Source organism: Bradyrhizobium sp. AS23.2 (genome assembly GCF_001908185.1).
Taxonomy (GTDB): Bacteria; Pseudomonadota; Alphaproteobacteria; order Rhizobiales; family Xanthobacteraceae; genus Bradyrhizobium.
Genome location: NZ_LGHM01000026.1, coordinates 48,500 through 66,112 on the forward strand (window position 1 = coordinate 48,500; position 17,613 = coordinate 66,112).

Below are 17,613 nucleotides of genomic sequence, written 5' to 3' on the forward strand. Positions count from 1 at the left end.
CCGGCCTCGAAGGACCCCCAAAGGAAACGTGCAGGGGCCGGCGACAGGATTCTTAACCGAACTCTCTTTGGTCATACTTGTGTGGGGAATTCGTTAAGCATCCCGAAAAGGCCAAAAATGGGCAGGCCTGGACGGCGCTTCCGGCAATTCTGTCACACCCACCCGGAAATCTGCGGGATCAGCCCCGATTTCCGGGCGCCGGACGGGTGCCCCGGTCGGCCGAAATGCTATAAATGGCTGACTTATTTGCGCGGGCTCCGGAGAATCGAGATGAGCAAGTTGAAGCTTGTAGCCGCGGTTGCTGCCCTGTCGGCCGCAATCCTAGCCCCCAGCCTTGCGGAGGCGCGGGGACATCACCGGTACCACCGCCATTACGCCGACGCGCTGCCCTACCCGATCAGCTATCTGCACAATTACGGCCCCGGCATCACCCCCGGCACCTTCGCCTATTACGATGGCCCGTCGACCAACCACTGCTACCGAGGCTCGGCCGCCTATATCGGGCAGGACGGCCGCCGGCACCCCTGCTTCTGAGGGGCGCTGGCGCGTCCTCCGCGGGCGTCCCTACCTAGGGGCGCCCGACAGCAGCAACTGCTTCTCGATTTCGTAGACCGGCAGCTTGACGAGGTCCTTGCCGACCTCGCCTTGAAGTGCCTTGCGCACGACGTCCGAATAGTCGGCGCGGATCATGCCGAGCGCGCGTGGCGAGGCCACCATGGTCAGGGCCGAGGTCTCGCCCGAGCTGACGGCGGCATCGAGCCGGCCGGCCAAGCTCCGCAGGAAGGCGCGTTCGGCCTCATCGTGCCAATCGGTCTGCTCGACCGAGCTACGCGCGCCGCCGACTGCGGCATGCAGCCGGCCCGGCGCATCGGTCCCCTGCGCGCTGGTCGAGGGATTGGGCTGCTCATGCACCTCCCTAGTGTGAAGGTTCGGAAACATCTCGTCGCCGAGGTTCTCCAGAATGAGCGCCTTGCGACCGTCGCACACGACCAGCCAGTCACCCTTGTCGATTCTCATCTTGTCCATTGCACAGCTCCAAACACCTGTGAGCCTGCTCTTCGAATTCCTCGAAGAACTGCCCACAACGGCAAGACTACGGGTGAAGCGGTGCCGGCGAATTGCGCAGGATCAAGAATGGCGGCGATGTCCTGCGAGGCAACTACGCAAGCACTGCATCGGTCAAGAGTTCGACCCAGGATAGTCTAGCGCAGCTGAGGTTGGGCCTGCGGCGGACTGGCTGAAGGTTTGTTCATCAGCATTACATTTCGGCTGCGCCACAATTTGATCAGAACATCTTCGATAAACCTGTATCGCGTAAGAAGAGGAAGACATCATCATGAAGCTTAAGATTGGCGTCGTCGCCGCATCCTTGTTCGGTGCCATCGCGGCATCGCCGGCGGCGTCCGCCATGCCTATCGCGCCAGCTCCTGCGACACCGCAGGTCTCCGACGTCGAGCAGGCCCACATGGTCTGCGATGCCTGGGGGCGCTGTTTCCGGCGTCCGAACTATTATGGGTATTACGCGCCGGCGCCGTATTACGGCCCCAGGTACTATGGACCGCGCTATTATGGCCCCCGCCACTATGGGCCCCGCTACTACGGCTATCGCCGCTGGTGATCTCTGAAGGGGCCTTCGGGCCCCTTCGCTTTTGCGAGATCATGGATTGCCCACGCGCGAGCAGCTCGCCTGGAGCGATTCCAAAACTGATCTAGATCAAGGATGAAATTCGCCGAGTAGTCATTCTACGCTGATGGCGGATTTCATCGTTTTCCGATGCCCTCAGACGGGCATGAATGTGCAGACGCACCTCGAGAAGCAGCCAAGGCTCGAGGGGCGGAGCTTCGAGTCCTTCGCCTGCCCCGCCTGCACGCGCCTCCACTTTATCGACCTCGCCACCGGCCAACCGATGAACCGAGACCGTTAACGGCGACACCGATCTATCCGGCGTCATGGCATGACGTCCGCAATATTGCGGCCAAACCAGTTTACTGAAGCGTCATGTTTCGTCATTGATGGCGATGTCCCGGCGTTCATTTCATTATCATAATTATCACATTGCAAAATCCGGCCAGACGCATGTTCTTCGACGCGCTCGCCCCATCCTCCGCCCTCCAGCTGATCCGATTTGCCGATGTCGACGCTTTTCGGCCAGCCGAGTCGATGGAAGACGCGCGGAGCATCCCCCTCGACGTCGCCAACTTCGCAGCGGCCCGCGCGGTCGTGAACCTGCCGGCGTGCCGAATCATCGTCGCAAGGTCATTTGCGCGCATCCTCGATACCGTCTATCGCGCGCCGGGCGGCATGGTGATCCCGCCGATGACCGACGATCTGCGGGCCAGCTCGAGCGGGATGGATCTCGACTCGCGCTTTTTCATAGCCTTGCGCGGCAATCATCATTGCCATTTCGTCGAGCCCCAGACCAACCATCACGCGCTGATCATGTTCTCACCCACGATCAGGGATCGCGGCTGGTTCGATCGCGCCGATACGTTATGGGTACGCATCGCGGACCCCGCCACTCATCTCTACGCGCGACAGCTTTTCCTTGACATCCTGCGGATCGCGTCGGTCGAGCCGCATATGTTCGAAACCACGGAGGTCGCCGCGCATCTCCAGGAGGGCCTGCTGCTCGCGTTCGACGATCTGTTTCGAATTAGCCCGCTGTCGGATCACAGCGCCCCGAGTGCAAGCGCGCGATCCGTCAGGCTCGTACAGCAGATCGACGATTATATCGCCGCCTATCCAACCGCTCCGATCTATACGGCAAATCTCGCCGATGAACTCGGCGTCTCGATCCGGACACTCGGCGGCGCAGTGACCAAGGTGCGCGGCATGAGCCTGCATCAATACATCCGCCTGAAGCGGCTCTGGGCCACCCGCGCGCGGCTGCTCAAGGGGGGGCGGCGCGACGATCGCCACGTGTGCACGCGCCCAGGGCTTTCATCACCTGGGCGAGTTTGCCGCCGCCTACCGCGCGACGTTCCACGAGGCGCCCTCAGACACGCTGGCGCGGGCCCGGCAAACCGTGCTCGGCTACAATCTCTACCAGGCGAAAAAGCAGCCCGACGGCCTCCAGATCAATGTCGGTCCCAACGGGCTGAATATCCGGGGCGAGTAAGCAAGGCAAATAGACGGGGCTCGCGGATTGCGTCGGCCGCGAGCCCGGTGCTGCATTGGTCCGGTGACGTAGGGAACGGATCGCCCCTCCCTATTGAACGGCAGTCGCCTGCGACCAGACAACCATCCAGCGTTTGTCTCTGCATTCATATGTATCTGTGTGCCAGTAGGTAGTCAGCGGCACTTTATGTTCGCCGAAGACCACTTCGAGTCGCGCGCGATACCGGATGACGGCGGATTCTCCTTGCAACCGAACGGCGATCTCCTCAGGCTCCCATTGCAGATAGTTGATGTGTCCAGCCGCGATAGCGCCCAGATACTCATCTTTTGAAAGCGGCATTCCTATTGGCGTTATCAGCTGAAAGTCAGAGGCGTGCAGGTGCCGCGCGGTCTCGATATCGGCGTCCAACAAAGCACGAAGCCTGCTTCGTTCAATCTGCCGAAGGCGATCTGCTTCACTTCCTTCCTTTGACACACGTGCAATTTCAATGCTCATTTTTGATCTCCATAACAGCCGACGTCATTACGAGCCTTTGCCCATTGGTTCGATCAGTTTCAGATTGATCAGGCTTTGGACGCCGGCGCAGATGCATTCCGCCTCATCGCGCGATCGCCACGCCAGCAGGCGGCGCGCCTTGGAAGAATCGACGCTCAGATCACGGCCGAGTTCATGGACGATCATGCGCGACATCGGGCTGATGAGGGCCATGACGCGAACCAGCCAGTCCGGTATCTCCCCGGTCGGCAGCCGTGATGCATAGTCAGGGAAAGCCCTGGCCAGGATATCGCTGACGTCCTTCAGCCAAAGAAACTTGCCAGCCACAAGAAATCGCTGACCGGACGCGGCCGGGTGGGTCATTGCCTTGATATGGGCGTCCGCCACATCCCGGACATCGACCACAGGAAAGCCAAAGCGCGGCAGGCGCGTGAACTTTCCATTCATCAGTTGCAGGAGGAGCCCGATCGATGTGCCGAAATTCGCACCCGACAACGGGCCGAAGATCATGCCGGGATTTATCACCGCCAGGTCGAGCGCACAGCTGCTGGCGAAGTCCCACGCCGCTCGTTCAGCCAGCGTCTTTGCCTTGTAGTATGGCGTCGCACGCGGGCCATCCGGGTCCGTCCAATCCGTTTCCGTAAAAGGCGCCGTTCCGCTGCCATGATTGGTTGCGGCGATGGAGGACGTCATCACGACCCGCTTGACCCGTGCGTCGCGCGCCGCACGAAGCACACGCAAAGCGCCGTCCCGTGCAGGCACGACAAGATCATCCTCGTGGTCTGGCAAGCCGGCCGGAAAGGGCGATGCCGTATGGATCACGTAGTCGCATCCCGCAGCCGCCTGAGCCCACCCCGCGTCCTGGCAAAGATCGGCTTTTACGAATTCAATCCGCGCTTCATCGGCGGGCGCCTGCCGGCAAACCCTCGCCGCGATCCGCGAAGCGGAATCCATGCGCCGCACCGTCCCGCGTATCGCATAGCCCTGGTCAAGCAACTGCTGCGCAATATGCCCCGCCACAAAACCGCCGATGCCCGTCACCAGGACGGTCGTACTCTTCCGCTCAGTCATCACCATCGCGCTCCCGCGGCTTCGTTTGGACAATATGACATATTTTGTCTATTCGTCTTTTGACAGGCTGGATCGATAGTGTCAACGTGTCCAAATGACCCAAAACGATCAGAGAATTGCCGGAATTCTGGATGCGGCCTTGCCCGTCTTCGTCCGCTACGGCTTTCGGAAAACGTCGATGGCGGACATTGCCAAGGCTGCCGGCATCTCGCGGGCGTCCCTCTATTTGGCCTTCAGCAACAAGGAAGAATTGTTTCGGGCAGGCTCCGCACGCGCGCATGCCAGGGCCATGGACGCGGTCAGTCTTGCGCTATCGGAAAAGTGTGACGTGGTCGCTCGCATCGAAGCCGCGATGACGACCTTTCAGCGCAGTCTGATTGCCCCGTTTGGTGGCAGTGCCGAAGCTGAGGAGCTGTTCACCACCAATATGGCGTTGGCCCAAGACATCACCCTCGACACCCGCACCCAGTTGTTGGAGCTGTTGGCGTCGCACCTATCGAAAGCGGAGCAGAATGGAGAGATCGATCTGTCGCGCGTCGGCGCTCAGCCGAAGGATCTGGCTGACATGATTGTCGCCGCAATGGATGGTCTGAAACATATGCGAGGCGCCGGTGCAGCGCTGGAGGATGGAACGCGGCTGTTCATGCGCATCCTGCGAGCGGCCACAGCCACTCCCAGAACTGCCATTTAGCCTTTTGAAAAGACTGGCGCGCTCGGAAGGATTCGAACCTCCGGCCCTCGGAATCGAAATCCGATGCTCTATCCAGCTGAGCTACGAGCGCCCTGACCCGAATGCCGGGCCGTCACCGAACGCCACCTGACGGTGCTGGACAAGCCATCGCCGGGGCGCGTCGTTCGGATATGCTCGAATTAGCAGAGAGGCTGGCCAATAAAAAGCCCTCCCCGCCTCGTTTCGAGGCGGGTCGAAGGCGCTGTCACCAGGTCATGTTGAAGAGGCCGAAATGGGGCTGCTGTGCCACCATCATGGGGCGGCCGAACTGCGGCCCGTACTGCGGCGTCGGATGCGCCCTGGCGACCCTGCGCTTTGGCTGAACCGGGGTCTTCTTCGCTGCAGCCGCCTCGGGCTTCGGCGACGCCGGCGTGAACTGGGCGAACGTCTCGCGCACCCGCGCCTTGGCGGACATGTCAGCCAAGGCCGGAGACATGCTTTCCTGCACCGGCGGCTGCGGCGCAACGACTGCGGCGGTTACCAGCGGCGTTGCAATCGTCGGCTGGCTGGTGTCGAGCACGACGCGGTCGGGCAAGTGGCGATCAGACCGGATGCGGATCGGCGGCTGGTCGTTGCTTGCAGTGGCGATGGCCTGTGTGGCCGGCTCTGACGGCAGAACGTAATCCACCACAAACAACAGTGCGAGCAAGGCTCCACCGACGAACATGAAATACCGAAAGATGGGCATCGACCGCGCTCCGCCCCCCGCATCCCCGCGTGGGTTCCTCGCCTTAACCGGCGATCCTCTAATTGGTTCCTACCCCAGCCCTTCGGTTCAAATGGTGACGCCAAGTTTTTTGACCAAGCGCCAGGGAGGGTAACTTTTCCGCTATCAGGGGGTGGCGCCCTCGACCTCTACGCACGCCGTGCTGCGATCAGCGAACACTTCGCCTGATCGGCATTCACGTTGACGAAACCAACAGGGATCCGCGCAAAGGTCTTGCGGCTCTTCATGCTGACCAGGTCCGCCAGCACGCGGCTGCGGTCGGTGAGATGACTGCCGTCGCGCCGCGCAAACGCGCAGACGATCTCGACATCCTTTACGGCATAGTCATTGTCATTTCTCAGCGTGAACGTCACCAGCGCCTTCGAGCCAAGGCCGCCGCGCCGCCAGGTCTGCGAGGAAATCCTGAGGCGATCGAGTTCAGCCATTGCCGGAGCCTGAGGTTCGGAAGCCGGCGAGACCGCGGCTGCCGCATCGCCCGAAGGAGCCGTCTCGACGGATGCCAGTTCCGACTTCACCGGTTGGGCGCTGTTGCCTTTGGAGAGGGGCAGCAGCATCCAGGCACCGCAGCCGACTATGATGGCCGCCAGCAGCCACAACAGGCTGCGGCCAAATGAGACGCTCGCGATTGTCACTGCCCGCGCCAGTCTCTCGCCGATCCCGGCGAAGCGTCCCAATCCGATCCGATCGAGCCTGGCGTTCATGGTTGCATCACCGATAGCGGCCGAAGCCCGTTCGACGACGGACTCGGCCACTGCTTACCTTAATCCGGCAGGCGAACTAAGGTTCCCGCGCTCGCGCGAATCGGCAAGGACGGTGGCGATCACCGGCTAGCGCCGCTAGCATCCGCCGCAAAGTCGAAGACCCCGTCGGGAGGAAATCAAATGCCAGTCGTCGTCACTTGGGATCACGTCCATCTGCGCAGCCCCGATCCGGAGGCTACCGCGGCCTGGCTGCGAGACATCCTCGGTGGCGAGATCGTGCGCGCGCCTGGACGGATCGACGTCAATCTCGGCGGAGCCAGGATTTTCATTGCGCCGCTCGAAGGCGACAGCGCCGTCAACCCGCCGCCGCCGCACCCCCATCAGGGTCTCGACCATTTTGGCCTCGCGGTGAAGGACATCGACGCCGTTGCCGCCGAGATCAAGGCTAAGGGAGTTACGTTCACGCGCGAGCCGACGACGATCCGGCCCGGCGTCCGCATCTGCTTCATTCGCGGCCCTGAGGGCATCTCTATCGAGCTCCTCGAGCGCGACAAGAAATACACCTGACGCACCGTTTAGGGCGTCGACGAGAAGCCGGGCGTGCTGTCGCCCGGCTAAGTCATGCTACCAGGCATAAAGCAGCGGATGGTGACGCCGGTGTAGCCGTAGATCGGCCACACCATGGTACGTCCGACGCGGTTGGGCTCCGAGATCACGGCTTCCTCGGGCACGTCGACCCAGACGAAGTCCTGCTGCTGGCCGTCGACTACATAACCGAGGCGCGGAACGCGGACACGATAGTGCCCGTCCTTGCTCTCCCAATCGGTGTCCGAGAGCGCGGAACCATCGGCATCGGAGCAGCACGGCCCCTTCCCGCTGCGCAGACCGTCGAACCAGGCCTTCAATTCGGCATTGGTGTTGACGAACTGACCGTGATCGCGCGCGTGCCCAGCGAACGCAATCAAGGCTAAAACGCAAGTGAGGCTTGCCACGCTTCGCCAGCGTATCGTGCTACCAGTCCTCCAGTGCGCGCTTTTGCAATTCGTGGGACGCACACTGCACAAACGCGGCTTATCGCCGCCGGAATCGATCCAGTTGGTCACGTTCGTCTTGCTCCAGCACTCCGCGGCCAGTGCAACAATGATTATGCATTTCGCGGGCCAACTTCGGATCGACGGGCCTCGCCGCATGATGAGACGTCATGAAAGTGTCACACACACAAGTCGCGACAACTACGGCTCGCGTCGCAGCGGCCGGCCACGACCATCGGCAACTGCCGCGTTGCGCGCGCGAATGCGCTTTGGCATAAAAGCTGGACCGGTCCGCCTTGGGCAATGGCGGCTGGCTGACGGGACGTTATGAAGAACGGCCTCTATTCAATTCACGTAACCCTGCTCGATGGTCGAGTCGGCAAGGGCAGCGGTGTGGTCCTTTTCCGCGACGGCAAGATTCTTGGCGGCGATGCCTATCTCTATTACATCGGCAGCTACACGGTGAGGGACAACAACACCTTCAAGGGCGAGGTCCTGGTGCAACGGCACACCTCGCCTCGTGGCGATGACAATCCGCTGTTCGGCGGCCCCGCGCCGGTCGGCGTCGGCGTCAACGGCACCTTCACCGATACGCGCGCGGAGATGACTGGGACTGCGCTCGTCGGCAAGGCCAGCCTGATTTTCGGCGCCACCCTGTACAAGCTCGCAGAGGCAGACTAGAGCGTTTTCGAGCGAAGTGGATACCGGTTCGCGTAAAGAAAACGCGTCAAAATAAGAATCTCGAGCCCCGTTCTGATTCCATCGGAACGGAAATGGCTCCACGTCACTCCGCCGCCTGCTCAAGTGGAGCAACGCGCGGCAGGATGATCTGGATGCGCGTCCCCTCGCCCTGCTCGGAATCGAGATCGAGCCGCCCGCCGAGGCGATTGGTGACGATGCTGTAGACGATGTGCAGGCCGAGACCAGTGCCGCCCTGGTCGCGCCGCGTCGTGAAGAACGGATCGAAGGCGCGGCGGCGGACGTCGAGCGACATGCCACAGCCATTGTCGGAGAAGATGATCTCGACATTGTCCTTGCCGGACTCGTGCACCTGGATGTCGATGATCCCTGGACGCCCGTCCGGAAAGGCATGCGCCACCGCGTTGAGAAACAGATTGGTCAGCACCTGTCCGTACGGGCCGGGATAGCTGTTCATGGTCAGGCTCGGCTGGCAGTCGACGTTGAGCGTCAGATTGTGCTTGCGCAGGCCCGGCCGCAGACTCATCACCACCTGCTCGGTAAGGTCGCCGAGATCGAAGATGCGCTGGTCCGAATAGTTGCGATCGGCCGCGACCTGCTTGAACGATTGGATCAGCTCGGCGGCACGATTGAGATTGGAGACGAGCTGTGAGGACGCGTCGCGGCTGGTCTTGAGGAAATCGTTGAGCGTGGAGCGGCGCAGCTCGCCGCGCTCGACCTGGGACGTGAAGGTCGCGGTCTTGCGCTCCAGCGCGGAAGCGACCGTGAGGCTGATGCCGACAGGATTGTTGACCTCATGTGCGACGCCGGCAACGAGCCGCCCGAGCGCGGCAAGCTTCTCCGCCTCGATCAGCGAGGCCTGCGTCTCGCGCAGATTGCGCAGCGCGGTCTCGGCGGATTCCTTGGCCTTGCGCATTTCCTGCTCGCCGCGCTTGCGCTCGCCGATGTCGAGCGCCACGGTGACGATCCGCTCGATCTCGCCCTCGGCATCGAGCAGCGGCAGCTTGTTGACGAGCCAATGCCGCATGTTGCCGGAGACGTCCTTGTACTCCTCCTCGTAGAAGCCCAGCCCCTTGCGGAGCCTGAGCACACTCTTGTCGTTCTCGTCGGTCTTGGCCGCGCCATAGCGCGACATCAGGTCGGCGGTGGTGCGGCCGATGGCATCGCCAGGCTCGATGCCGAAGATGCCGGCCATGTAACGGTTCATCAGCACGTAGCGCAGGTCGCGGTTCTTGACGTTGATGACTGCGGGCACGGTGTCGATGACCTGCTGGAGCAGGCGCCGGCCTTCGGCGATCGCGTCTTCCGCCCGCTTCTGATCGGTGATGTCGCGCAGCGTGCCCTCGTAGCGGACGATGCCGCCCGCCTCGTCCCGCACGCCTGTGGCACTGTCGGAGAGCCACAGGATGTTGCCGCTGCGCTGGCGCACCTGGTACTCGAACTCGCGCACCATGCCGTCACGCGCCATCAGCCGCTGATATTCGTCACGCGCTTCGGGATGGACATAGATCGTGTGGGCGATGTCGTTGACGCTGTCGATAAGGTGCTTCGGGCTGTCATAGCCCATCATCCGCGCCAACGCCGGATTGGCGTTGAGGAGATCGCCGGCCGGTGTCGTGACATAGATGCCGTCGACCGAGCCCTCGAACAGTTTTCGATAGCTCTCCTCGGCGAGGCGCTGCTCGGTGAGCGCGCGCACCGCCGCCTCGCGCGCCGTGTCGGCCTCCTCCAGCGCGCGGCGGAACACTTCGGCCGCGCGCGCGATGTCGCCGATCTCGTTGTCGAGATCGGCGGACGGGATCGAGGTCTGCTTCTCGCCGGCGGCCAGAGCACGGATCGACCTTGCGATCTTCGCAAGCGGCCGGACGGTCCGCCGCACCACGAAGCCCGCCGCGAGAATGCCGATCAGCACGCAGATGGTGCCGAACACGATGCTCTGCCACCGCGCTTCCGTCAGCGTGCGGGCGAAGTCGCGCGACAGCACGTGGCCGCGACGCGCACTAACCTCGCGCAGCAATTCGGTGACGCGCCCGATCAGCCGCCCCTCGGTCCCCAGCACATCGCGATCGATGTCGGCGATCTGCCGCTCCCGGACCGCCACCGCGATGATCGCCTCGGCATAGTCGCTCACGGCCGCCTTCAACTTGGCATCCCCAATGTCTATCGTCCGCATGCTCTGCGCAGCCTGTTCGGCCGCGGACGGATTGCGTGCGAGCAGCCCCAGTGCGATGCGGCTCTGCGCCTCGGACAGGCGCGAGGCCAGCTCGCGATCCGCAGTGCCGGAGACCGCCGCATCGAATTTGCCGCGCAGCGGCGGTAGGCCGGCAAGCAGCAGGGCGCGGCGATCGATCAGGGTCGAAATCCGCTCGAGGCCGCTGCGATAGGTCGCAAGCCGCTCGGTGACCCCGTCGATCATGTCCTGCTGCTCGGGCGCGAGCTCGATGCGGGTCTTCTTCAGGATGTCGCTCAGCGTCGAGGCCGCTTCCCCCACCTGCTTGAACTGGATGCCCGCGCCGGGATCGGTGACGAAGTCGCGCGCCGCAAGGCGCAGCTCATTCATGCGGCGGTCGATGTCCTCGGCAAGGTCGCCGACGCTCTGGAGCCGCTGCAGCTCGGCGAAGGTCGTGTCGATGTGCCGGATCGCGATCACGCTCGCGGTCGAGGTGACGATAATCACCGCCAGCACCAACAGGAAGCTGCCGAACGTGAGCTGACCGATGGAGAGCGAAAACGTTCGCTTTTTCTCAGGGGTCGGCGTCAATTCGGCGGACATTGGTGTTTTGGACCGGGCTACTGGCGGTCCAATATACGACGTATTGCGCCCCCGGGGGAACATGCCTCGGACCCCGAATATCCTTAAATATCGGGGGCCTGCCGCCCTTCTCTCCTCCCGATCATGACGGTCTGACGCTGACCGGCCTCCAGGCCTGGATCGTCATCGCGGCGACGCCGAGGACCACGCAGGCAAGGCCGATCCAGGCAGTCCGGCTCAAGGTCTCGCCGAGGAAGGCGACGCTGATGGCGACCCCGATCGGCACGCGAAGATAGGCCTGCGCAGTGGTTCCGACCGAGCCCAGGGTCTGGATCAGGCGGAAGTAGATCGCGAAGGCCGCCGCGGTCGAGAACACGGCGAGCGCCAGCAGCGCCATCACGGAACTCAGCGAGGGCGACAGCGTCCACGGCTGCTCGACCACCAGCGAGGCCGGGATAAGCACCGCCGCCCCCGCCAGCAGCGAGCCGGCGGCGGGCGCCATCGGATCGAGGCCTTTGAAGGTGCGGCCAAAGATCGCGGCGCAGGCGTAGCAGACACTGGCGGCGACGATCGCCGCCTCTGCAGCGAGGCCGCTGCCGATGTCCCGGAAGGCATCGAACGGGACCTAGCGCGTCCGCGGTCAGCAATACTTCGCTGGATGTCGAAGTGCCCTAGCCGGCCGCCCCGACCTCGAACACCTCGCCGTCATAGCCGGCTTCGCGGGGGATGCGGAGCTGGCGGCCCCTTTCGGTCTTGGTCATGACAGGCAGCACCGTGACGATCGACATGCCGCGGGCATGGTCCAGAGCCGCGCTCACGCTGCCCTGCTTGGCGAGCCGGATCAGATTGCGCGTGGTCGGGAACGGCAGCTTGAAGCGGCCGCTCTCACCGCCCTCCACCGCCTCGCGCGGCGATACCCAGATCGAGTCCGTCGACTCCCTTCCGTCATGGGCGCCGAGCTGATCGGGCGGCGCGGCGGCGAGGAAGAACCAGGTATCGAAGCGCTTCGGCATACCTTCAGGCGTGATCCAGTGCGCGTAAGGCAGCAGCGTATCGAGCGCAAGCTGAAGGCCGTTGTCGGCCAGGATGCTGAGAAAACTGATCTTGTGCTCGTTGAGCGCGACGCGATGCGCATCCGCGATCTCGCCGGCGCGCCTGGCATCGATTGGCGTGCCCGAGTCCTTCGCTCGCGCCAGCAGAATGCCGCTCTCTTCAAAGGTCTCACGGATCGCGGCGATACGAAAACCGCGGTCCGCTTCGCTTAAGGCCTCGCCACCCGAATACAGGTCGGACCGGGCGACAATCTCCTTGTCGCCGGCGTCGACGCTGCCGCCGGGAAACACCAGCGCGCCCGAGTTGAACTCGATCTGATGGTGGCGGACCATCATGAAGACTTCAATTTCCTTGGCGCCGTCGCGGAGCAGGAGGATCGTCGAGGCGGGACGTGATGCTGATATCTCGGACATGTGACTAACCTGCGGCGCTCGATTGCGGACCAAGATTGGCGCGTCTGTCGACACGCGCGACACGCGACAGGAGATAATCGACCTCCGCCTTTGCCGCCGGCGTGATGGTCGCGCCCGGCTTGCGCTGGACGCTGGAGGAGATGATGCCGCGCTTCTGCAGCACATATTTGCGCACGGCAAGGCCGGCGCCCGGCTGCTGCTCGTAGCGGATCAGCGGCAGATGCGCGTCGAACAGGTCATGCGCTGCGTCGCGCTTGCCCTCCTTCGACAGCCGCACGACGTCGATCAAGAGCTCGGGGAAGGCATAGCCGGTCATGGCGCCGTCGGCGCCGCGCTCCATCTCGAAGTCGAGGAACAGGCCGCCATTGCCGCAGAGGATCGAGAGCGGGCGGAGCGAGCCGTCCTTCTGGAAGTTGCGCAGCGTCGAGATCTTCTCAAGCCCCGGCCAGTCCTCGTGCTTGAGCATGACGCAGTTCGCATTGTCCGTGACGATCTTGCGAATCACGGCGGGCGTAAACACCACCGACAGCGTCAACGGATAGTCCTGGAGCACCCATGGCACGTCCGGACCGATCGCCTCGGCCGCCTGCTTGAAATAGCCGACGATCTGGTCGTCGGTGCGGAGCGACGGCGGCGGCGCGATCATGACGCCGGCCGCACCCGCATCCATCGAGGCCTTTGCCAGCGAGCGCATGGTCGCAAAGCCCGGGGCGGAGACGCCGACGATCACCTGCATCTTCTTGGCGCGCTTGACGAAGCGCACCGCCACCTGCTCGGCCTCGGCCGCATCGAGCTTCGGCGCCTCACCGAGAATGCCGAGCACCGTGACGCCGTCGCAGCCGACCTCCTCGTAGAAATCGGTCAGGCGGTCGATCGAGCGCTCGTCGATCCGGCCGTCGTCGTGGAATGGCGTCGGCGCGATTGCGAAGGTGCCCTTGGCGTCGGCGGTGAGTTTCATCGTCTTTCCTTGTCTCTCTCTATTCGTCATTCCGGGATGGCCCGAAGGGCCAGGCCCGGAATCCATAACCCCGGCTGGTGGTGATGGATTCTCAGATACGCAAGTTGCGTATCATAGCTCGCGACTTCGTCGCGCCCCGGAATGACAGTGTGGCTAAAACCGCCGCGCCCCCATCTTGATCTGCTCCTCGGAGAAGAAGATCTCCTTGGCATGCTCAACGACGTCCTGGGCCTTCCAGCCCGTGTGTGGCGGTTTCCAGCCTTCCATTTCCATCATCCGCATTTCGCGCACGCCGCGGGGCCCGGACACGCCCAGCACCTTGCCGGTCTGATCGCCCGACAAATCGCTGACCATGTATAGCACGGCCGGCGCAATGCCGTCCGGCCCCAGCGCCGCACCGGGGTTCTCCTTATAGCGGGGCAGGTCTGCGGTCATGCGGGTCAGAGCACCCGGGGCCAGGGTCCAGATCCGGATGTTGTATTTGCGGCCCTCGATCGCCAGCACGTTGGACAGGCCCCAGATGCCGCCCTTGGCCGCGCCGTAATTGGTCTGGCCGAAATTGCCGATCAGGCCGGAGGTCGAGGAGGTGTTGACGATGACACCGCCGCCGTTTTCCCGCATCCAGCGGAACACCGGCATGGTGCAACAAAAGGTACCCTTCAGATGCACCTTGATGACCTTGTCCCAGTCGGACTCGGAGGCCTTGGCGAAGGTCTGGTCGCGCAGAATGCCGGCGTTGTTGACGAGGATGTCGGCGCGGCCGAAATGCTTGATGGCGTCGTCGAACACCGACTGGCCGCCCTCCATGGTGGAGATATCAGCGCCGTTGGCGACCGCCTTGCCGCCCTCGGCCTTGATCGCGTCCACCACTTGTTGCGCCATCGACTTGTCTGCGCCGGAGCCGTCACGGGGGCCGCCGAGATCGTTGACGACGACCGAGGCCCCTTCCCGTGCGAACAGCTTCGCATAGGCCTCACCGAGCCCCCCGCCCGCGCCGGTGATCAGCGCAACCTTGCCGTCGAGTAGTCCCATGGTGGCTTCTCCCTGTTTTTGCTTCTTGCTTCGCCTCTCCCCGCGTGCGGGGAGAGGCCTGAAATCAAGCGCAGCTTGATTTCAGGGTGAGGGGGAGCCTCCGCGAACTCGACTGTCACTGTCCTCGTGGAGACTCCCCCTCACCCCACCCTCTCCCCGCAAGCGGGGCGAGGGAGTGAGCCGCCGGTGCCCTCCTAACCCAGCACCGTCTTGCCGTTCTTGATCACGGTGACGCCGCGCGACTTCACCTTGGCTTCGAACGAGATCACGTTGCCGTCCTTCCAGAGGTCCATGGTCACGGTCTCGCCGGGATAGACCGGCGAGGAGAACCGCGCGACGTGCTGGCGGAACGCGCTTGCATCGTAGTCGGCGTAGGTCTGGAGCACGCCGCGGCAGGTGATGCCGTAGGTGCACATGCCGTGCAGGATCGGGCGCGGGAAGCCGGCCTTCTTGGCGAACTCGGGATCGGAGTGCAGCGGGTTGCGATCGCCGCAGAGGCGATAGACCAATGCCTGGTCGGGACGCGTGGTGATGTCGATGGTCTTGTCGGGGCTCCGCGAGGGGATTTTGTGCGGATCGGGCTGGGTCAGGTTCGGGCCGCCGAAGCCGCCGTCGCCGCGGGCGAAGCGCGAGGCAACGAGAGTAGCGAGCTTCTCGCCCTTCTCGTTCTTGAGTACGGTCTGGTGGCTGATCACAACGCCCTTCTCCTTGCCCTTGTCGTAGACCTCGACAACAGAGGAGTCGGCGGTGATATGCGCGGCCACCGGCAGCGGCTGGTGGAAGGTGATGTCGCGCTCGCCGTCGACGATCATCACGCGGTTGAGGTTCATCTCGCCCGGGCTCGCGCCCCAGGCCGCAACGGACGCAAAGGTCGGCACCACCTTCAGCGGCCGCGGCGTCAGCGTGCCCTCGTTGACGAAGGCGAGCTCTTTCTCATCCATCGGATCGGCGCCGAGGCCGATACCATAGGCGTAGAGCATCACATCGCGATCGGTGAAGCTGTATTTCTGGCCGATGTTTTTCAGGCCTTTGAGTTCTTCGTATCTGGCGGACATTTTTCTGGTTTCCTCTCGGCTCTCTCCGCGAGCAGCGGCGCTCGTTGCTGCGCCCTCTCCCCTTGTGGGAGAGGGCTGCGGAGCGCCCGCAACAAATTCAATCGGGTGAGGGGTTGGCGCCGCAGAGCGAGTCTTTCCGTGGATAGAGACCCCTCACCCGCCATCGCTTGCGCGACGGCACCCTCTCCCACAGGGGGAGAGGGTAACAACTACACCGGCGTGAAGAACGGAAGCGGTGCGCCGTCAGTCGGCTTGAACACCACCTTCACCTTCTGGCCGATCTTCAGCTTCTCGAGATCGCAATCGACGAAGTTGGTCTGCACCGACGGGCCTTCCTTCAGCGTGACGTAGCCGATCGCATAGGGACCTGTCGGCGACTTCCGCATCAGGCTGTAGGTGTAAATCGTGCCCTCGCCCGAGGACTCCTCCCACACCGTCTTGTCGGAGTAGCAGAACGGGCAGATCGAACGCGGGAAATAATGCGCTTCGCCGCACGCGGTGCAGCGCTTGATCATGAACTTGCCCTGCTTGGCCGAGTCCCAGAACGCTGCGGTCTCCGGATTGGTCACCGGGGCCGGATATTTCTTTGCTTCGCTCATCACACGCGCTCCAGAATGGCAGTCGAGGCGGCGTGGCGGACGCCGAGAAGGCCGCCGGTGCCGTGGGCGATGGCGACATCGCAATTCTTGACCTGCACCTTCGGATGCGCCTCGCCGCGCAGCTGCCTGACGGCCTCGATGATCTTGGTCATGCCGCCGCGATTGACGGGATGGTTGCTGCAGAGGCCGCCACCGTCGGTGTTGAACGGCAGCTTGCCGACGCCCGAGATCAGGTTGCCGTCGGCGACGAACTTGCCGCCCTCGCCCTTCTTGCAGAAACCGAGGTCTTCGAGCTGCATCAGCACCGTGATGGTGAAGCTGTCGTAGATCGACGCGTATTTGATGTCCTTCGGCGTAATCCCGGCTTCCTCGAACGCGCGCGGACCGGACCAGACACCCGCGGAGTAAGTGAGATCGAGATCCTTGCCGCCGCGCGGCCCCTTCATCGCCTCGCCATGGCCGATCAGCTTGACCAGCGGCTTCTTCAGGCTCTTGGCGATCTCGGGCGTCGTCACGATCAGCGCGCCGCCGCCGTCGGAGACGACGCAGCAGTCCATGCGATGCAGCGGATCGGAGATCATCGGCGAGTTCAACACGTCCTCGACGGTGACGACGTCCTTGAGCATCGCATGCGGATTGTATTGCGCGTGATGCGAGGCCGCGACCTTGATCCAGGCGAGCTGCTCGCTTGTGGTGCCGTAGTCGTGCATGTGGCGCATGGCACACATGCCATAGGCATTGTGCGTGGTCGCGCCGTAAGCGGACTCGAAATCGACCTCGGCGCCCGCCGCGCGCGGCGGCATCACCCCGGTGCGCGGCTTGCCGGCGAGCGTGATCAGCGCGATCGAGCACTTGCCCGCCGCGATCGCTTCAGCCGCATGGCCGAGATGGATGATGTAGGAACAGCCACCGGTTTCGGTGGAATCGACGTGGCGGAGCTTCTTGGTGTTCAGGCCGAGATAGTCGACCATCGGCCAGGCGCCGCCGGGCGCGTCACCCGCGCAGAAATAGCCGTCGATATCGTCCTTGCTGAGCCCGGCATCCTCGATCGCGCCCTTGGCGACCTCGGCATGGAGCTGGGCGGTGGATTTGTCCGGCGCATGCCGGGTCGGGTGTTCGTAGATCCCGGCAATGTAGGCTTTGCCCTTGATGGTCAAAACAGAGGTCTCCGCTCGCGT

General features: G+C 63.4%; 18 protein-coding genes, 1 tRNA gene and 2 pseudogenes. 6 read left to right on the forward strand and 15 right to left on the reverse strand.

The features are described from left to right. Positions 1-270: 270 nt before the first annotated feature. Entirely contained in the window at positions 271-534 is a 264-nt protein-coding gene (locus AC630_RS05495) for a hypothetical protein (protein ID WP_074117509.1), read from the forward strand. A gap of 30 nt (positions 535-564) precedes the next feature. Here the strand turns inward: AC630_RS05495 and AC630_RS05500 are convergent, their stop codons facing one another. After that, entirely contained in the window at positions 565-1,026 is a 462-nt protein-coding gene (locus AC630_RS05500; protein WP_074117510.1) for a host attachment protein, read from the reverse strand. Positions 1,027-1,336: 310 nt separating this feature from the next. Between AC630_RS05500 and AC630_RS05505 the strand changes: the two genes are divergently transcribed. Then, the gene (locus AC630_RS05505) at positions 1,337-1,618 is read left to right on the forward strand and encodes a hypothetical protein (RefSeq protein WP_074117511.1); all 282 of its coding nucleotides are present in this window, start codon (positions 1,337-1,339) and stop codon (positions 1,616-1,618) included. Positions 1,619-2,077: 459 nt separating this feature from the next. After that, positions 2,078-3,023 (forward strand): annotated as a pseudogene (locus tag AC630_RS46160) (AraC family transcriptional regulator); the annotation flags it as partial. A gap of 186 nt (positions 3,024-3,209) precedes the next feature. Here the strand turns inward: AC630_RS46160 and AC630_RS05515 are convergent. Further along, entirely contained in the window at positions 3,210-3,614 is a 405-nt protein-coding gene (locus AC630_RS05515) for a nuclear transport factor 2 family protein (RefSeq protein WP_074117512.1), read from the reverse strand. A gap of 27 nt (positions 3,615-3,641) precedes the next feature. After that, positions 3,642-4,685 carry an SDR family oxidoreductase gene (locus tag AC630_RS05520; protein ID WP_167561135.1) on the reverse strand — a complete coding sequence of 348 codons (1,044 nt, stop codon included), beginning with the start codon at positions 4,683-4,685 and terminating at the stop codon, positions 3,642-3,644. Between the two features lie 94 nt (positions 4,686-4,779). On the opposite strand from AC630_RS05520, the gene AC630_RS05525 reads away from it, so the two are divergent. Beyond that, on the forward strand, positions 4,780-5,376 hold the full coding sequence (locus tag AC630_RS05525; protein WP_074117514.1) for a TetR/AcrR family transcriptional regulator: 597 nt from the start codon (positions 4,780-4,782) through the stop codon (positions 5,374-5,376). A 14-nt stretch (positions 5,377-5,390) separates the two neighbouring features. Here the strand turns inward: AC630_RS05525 and AC630_RS05530 are convergent. The 3 genes from AC630_RS05530 to AC630_RS05540 all read right to left on the reverse strand — a co-directional run bounded on the left by AC630_RS05530 (position 5,391) and on the right by AC630_RS05540 (position 6,843). Continuing rightward, positions 5,391-5,467: transfer RNA gene (locus AC630_RS05530), tRNA-Arg, on the reverse strand. A gap of 153 nt (positions 5,468-5,620) precedes the next feature. Continuing rightward, positions 5,621-6,103, reverse strand: coding sequence for a hypothetical protein (locus tag AC630_RS05535; RefSeq protein WP_074117515.1), 483 nt, complete (start codon positions 6,101-6,103; stop codon positions 5,621-5,623). Positions 6,104-6,270: 167 nt separating this feature from the next. Further along, positions 6,271-6,843 carry a hypothetical protein gene (locus tag AC630_RS05540; protein WP_074117550.1) on the reverse strand — a complete coding sequence of 191 codons (573 nt, stop codon included), beginning with the start codon at positions 6,841-6,843 and terminating at the stop codon, positions 6,271-6,273. A gap of 180 nt (positions 6,844-7,023) precedes the next feature. Here AC630_RS05540 and AC630_RS05545 point away from each other — a divergent pair, with 180 nt between their 5' ends. Beyond that, on the forward strand, positions 7,024-7,410 hold the full coding sequence (locus AC630_RS05545; protein WP_074117516.1) for a VOC family protein: 387 nt from the start codon (positions 7,024-7,026) through the stop codon (positions 7,408-7,410). 47 nt (positions 7,411-7,457) lie between these two features. Here AC630_RS05545 and AC630_RS05550 read toward each other — a convergent pair whose 3' ends face one another. Further along, entirely contained in the window at positions 7,458-7,946 is a 489-nt protein-coding gene (locus tag AC630_RS05550) for a hypothetical protein (protein ID WP_074117517.1), read from the reverse strand. A gap of 255 nt (positions 7,947-8,201) precedes the next feature. Here AC630_RS05550 and AC630_RS05555 point away from each other — a divergent pair, with 255 nt between their 5' ends. Then, positions 8,202-8,555 carry a GrlR family regulatory protein gene (locus tag AC630_RS05555; RefSeq protein ID WP_074117518.1) on the forward strand — a complete coding sequence of 118 codons (354 nt, stop codon included), beginning with the start codon at positions 8,202-8,204 and terminating at the stop codon, positions 8,553-8,555. A 103-nt stretch (positions 8,556-8,658) separates the two neighbouring features. On the opposite strand, the gene AC630_RS05560 is transcribed toward AC630_RS05555, so the two are convergent. From AC630_RS05560 to AC630_RS05595, 8 genes and pseudogenes are all read right to left on the reverse strand, one after another. After that, the gene (locus AC630_RS05560; protein WP_074117519.1) at positions 8,659-11,346 is read right to left on the reverse strand and encodes a PAS domain S-box protein; all 2,688 of its coding nucleotides are present in this window, start codon (positions 11,344-11,346) and stop codon (positions 8,659-8,661) included. A 121-nt stretch (positions 11,347-11,467) separates the two neighbouring features. Further along, positions 11,468-11,950: pseudogene (locus AC630_RS05565) on the reverse strand (EamA family transporter); the annotation flags it as partial. Between the two features lie 46 nt (positions 11,951-11,996). After that, positions 11,997-12,791: an NUDIX hydrolase gene (locus AC630_RS05570; protein WP_074117520.1), complete on the reverse strand. Its 795-nt coding sequence runs from the start codon at positions 12,789-12,791 to the stop codon at positions 11,997-11,999. A 4-nt stretch (positions 12,792-12,795) separates the two neighbouring features. Then, entirely contained in the window at positions 12,796-13,749 is a 954-nt protein-coding gene (locus AC630_RS05575; protein ID WP_074117521.1) for a dihydrodipicolinate synthase family protein, read from the reverse strand. 153 nt (positions 13,750-13,902) lie between these two features. After that, positions 13,903-14,781, reverse strand: coding sequence for an SDR family oxidoreductase (locus tag AC630_RS05580; RefSeq protein ID WP_074117522.1), 879 nt, complete (start codon positions 14,779-14,781; stop codon positions 13,903-13,905). Between the two features lie 194 nt (positions 14,782-14,975). Continuing rightward, entirely contained in the window at positions 14,976-15,836 is an 861-nt protein-coding gene (locus AC630_RS05585; protein WP_074117523.1) for a MaoC family dehydratase, read from the reverse strand. A gap of 209 nt (positions 15,837-16,045) precedes the next feature. After that, complete coding sequence (locus AC630_RS05590; protein WP_074117524.1) at positions 16,046-16,435, reverse strand: Zn-ribbon domain-containing OB-fold protein; 390 nt, start codon at positions 16,433-16,435, stop codon at positions 16,046-16,048. Further along, positions 16,435-17,592 (reverse strand): thiolase family protein, encoded by a 1,158-nt coding sequence (locus AC630_RS05595; RefSeq protein ID WP_074117525.1) that lies wholly within the window; start codon positions 17,590-17,592, stop codon positions 16,435-16,437. Before AC630_RS05595 ends, AC630_RS05590 begins: the two co-directional genes overlap by 1 nt. Positions 17,593-17,613 lie beyond the last annotated feature (21 nt).

What these genes read in the sequence shown, in the direction of transcription:
- AC630_RS05495 (WP_074117509.1), top strand. Translation starts at nt 271, where the DNA reads ATGAGCAAGTTGAAGCTTGTAGCCGCGGTTGCTGCCCTGTCGGCCGCA.
- AC630_RS05500 (WP_074117510.1), bottom strand. Translation starts at nt 1,026, where the DNA reads ATGGACAAGATGAGAATCGACAAGGGTGACTGGCTGGTCGTGTGCGAC.
- AC630_RS05505 (WP_074117511.1), top strand. Translation starts at nt 1,337, where the DNA reads ATGAAGCTTAAGATTGGCGTCGTCGCCGCATCCTTGTTCGGTGCCATC.
- AC630_RS05515 (WP_074117512.1), bottom strand. Translation starts at nt 3,614, where the DNA reads ATGAGCATTGAAATTGCACGTGTGTCAAAGGAAGGAAGTGAAGCAGAT.
- AC630_RS05520 (WP_167561135.1), bottom strand. Translation starts at nt 4,685, where the DNA reads ATGACTGAGCGGAAGAGTACGACCGTCCTGGTGACGGGCATCGGCGGT.
- AC630_RS05525 (WP_074117514.1), top strand. Translation starts at nt 4,780, where the DNA reads ATGACCCAAAACGATCAGAGAATTGCCGGAATTCTGGATGCGGCCTTG.
- AC630_RS05535 (WP_074117515.1), bottom strand. Translation starts at nt 6,103, where the DNA reads ATGCCCATCTTTCGGTATTTCATGTTCGTCGGTGGAGCCTTGCTCGCA.
- AC630_RS05540 (WP_074117550.1), bottom strand. Translation starts at nt 6,843, where the DNA reads ATGAACGCCAGGCTCGATCGGATCGGATTGGGACGCTTCGCCGGGATC.
- AC630_RS05545 (WP_074117516.1), top strand. Translation starts at nt 7,024, where the DNA reads ATGCCAGTCGTCGTCACTTGGGATCACGTCCATCTGCGCAGCCCCGAT.
- AC630_RS05555 (WP_074117518.1), top strand. Translation starts at nt 8,202, where the DNA reads ATGAAGAACGGCCTCTATTCAATTCACGTAACCCTGCTCGATGGTCGA.
- AC630_RS05560 (WP_074117519.1), bottom strand. Translation starts at nt 11,346, where the DNA reads ATGTCCGCCGAATTGACGCCGACCCCTGAGAAAAAGCGAACGTTTTCG.
- AC630_RS05570 (WP_074117520.1), bottom strand. Translation starts at nt 12,791, where the DNA reads ATGTCCGAGATATCAGCATCACGTCCCGCCTCGACGATCCTCCTGCTC.
- AC630_RS05575 (WP_074117521.1), bottom strand. Translation starts at nt 13,749, where the DNA reads ATGAAACTCACCGCCGACGCCAAGGGCACCTTCGCAATCGCGCCGACG.
- AC630_RS05580 (WP_074117522.1), bottom strand. Translation starts at nt 14,781, where the DNA reads ATGGGACTACTCGACGGCAAGGTTGCGCTGATCACCGGCGCGGGCGGG.
- AC630_RS05585 (WP_074117523.1), bottom strand. Translation starts at nt 15,836, where the DNA reads ATGTCCGCCAGATACGAAGAACTCAAAGGCCTGAAAAACATCGGCCAG.
- AC630_RS05590 (WP_074117524.1), bottom strand. Translation starts at nt 16,435, where the DNA reads ATGAGCGAAGCAAAGAAATATCCGGCCCCGGTGACCAATCCGGAGACC.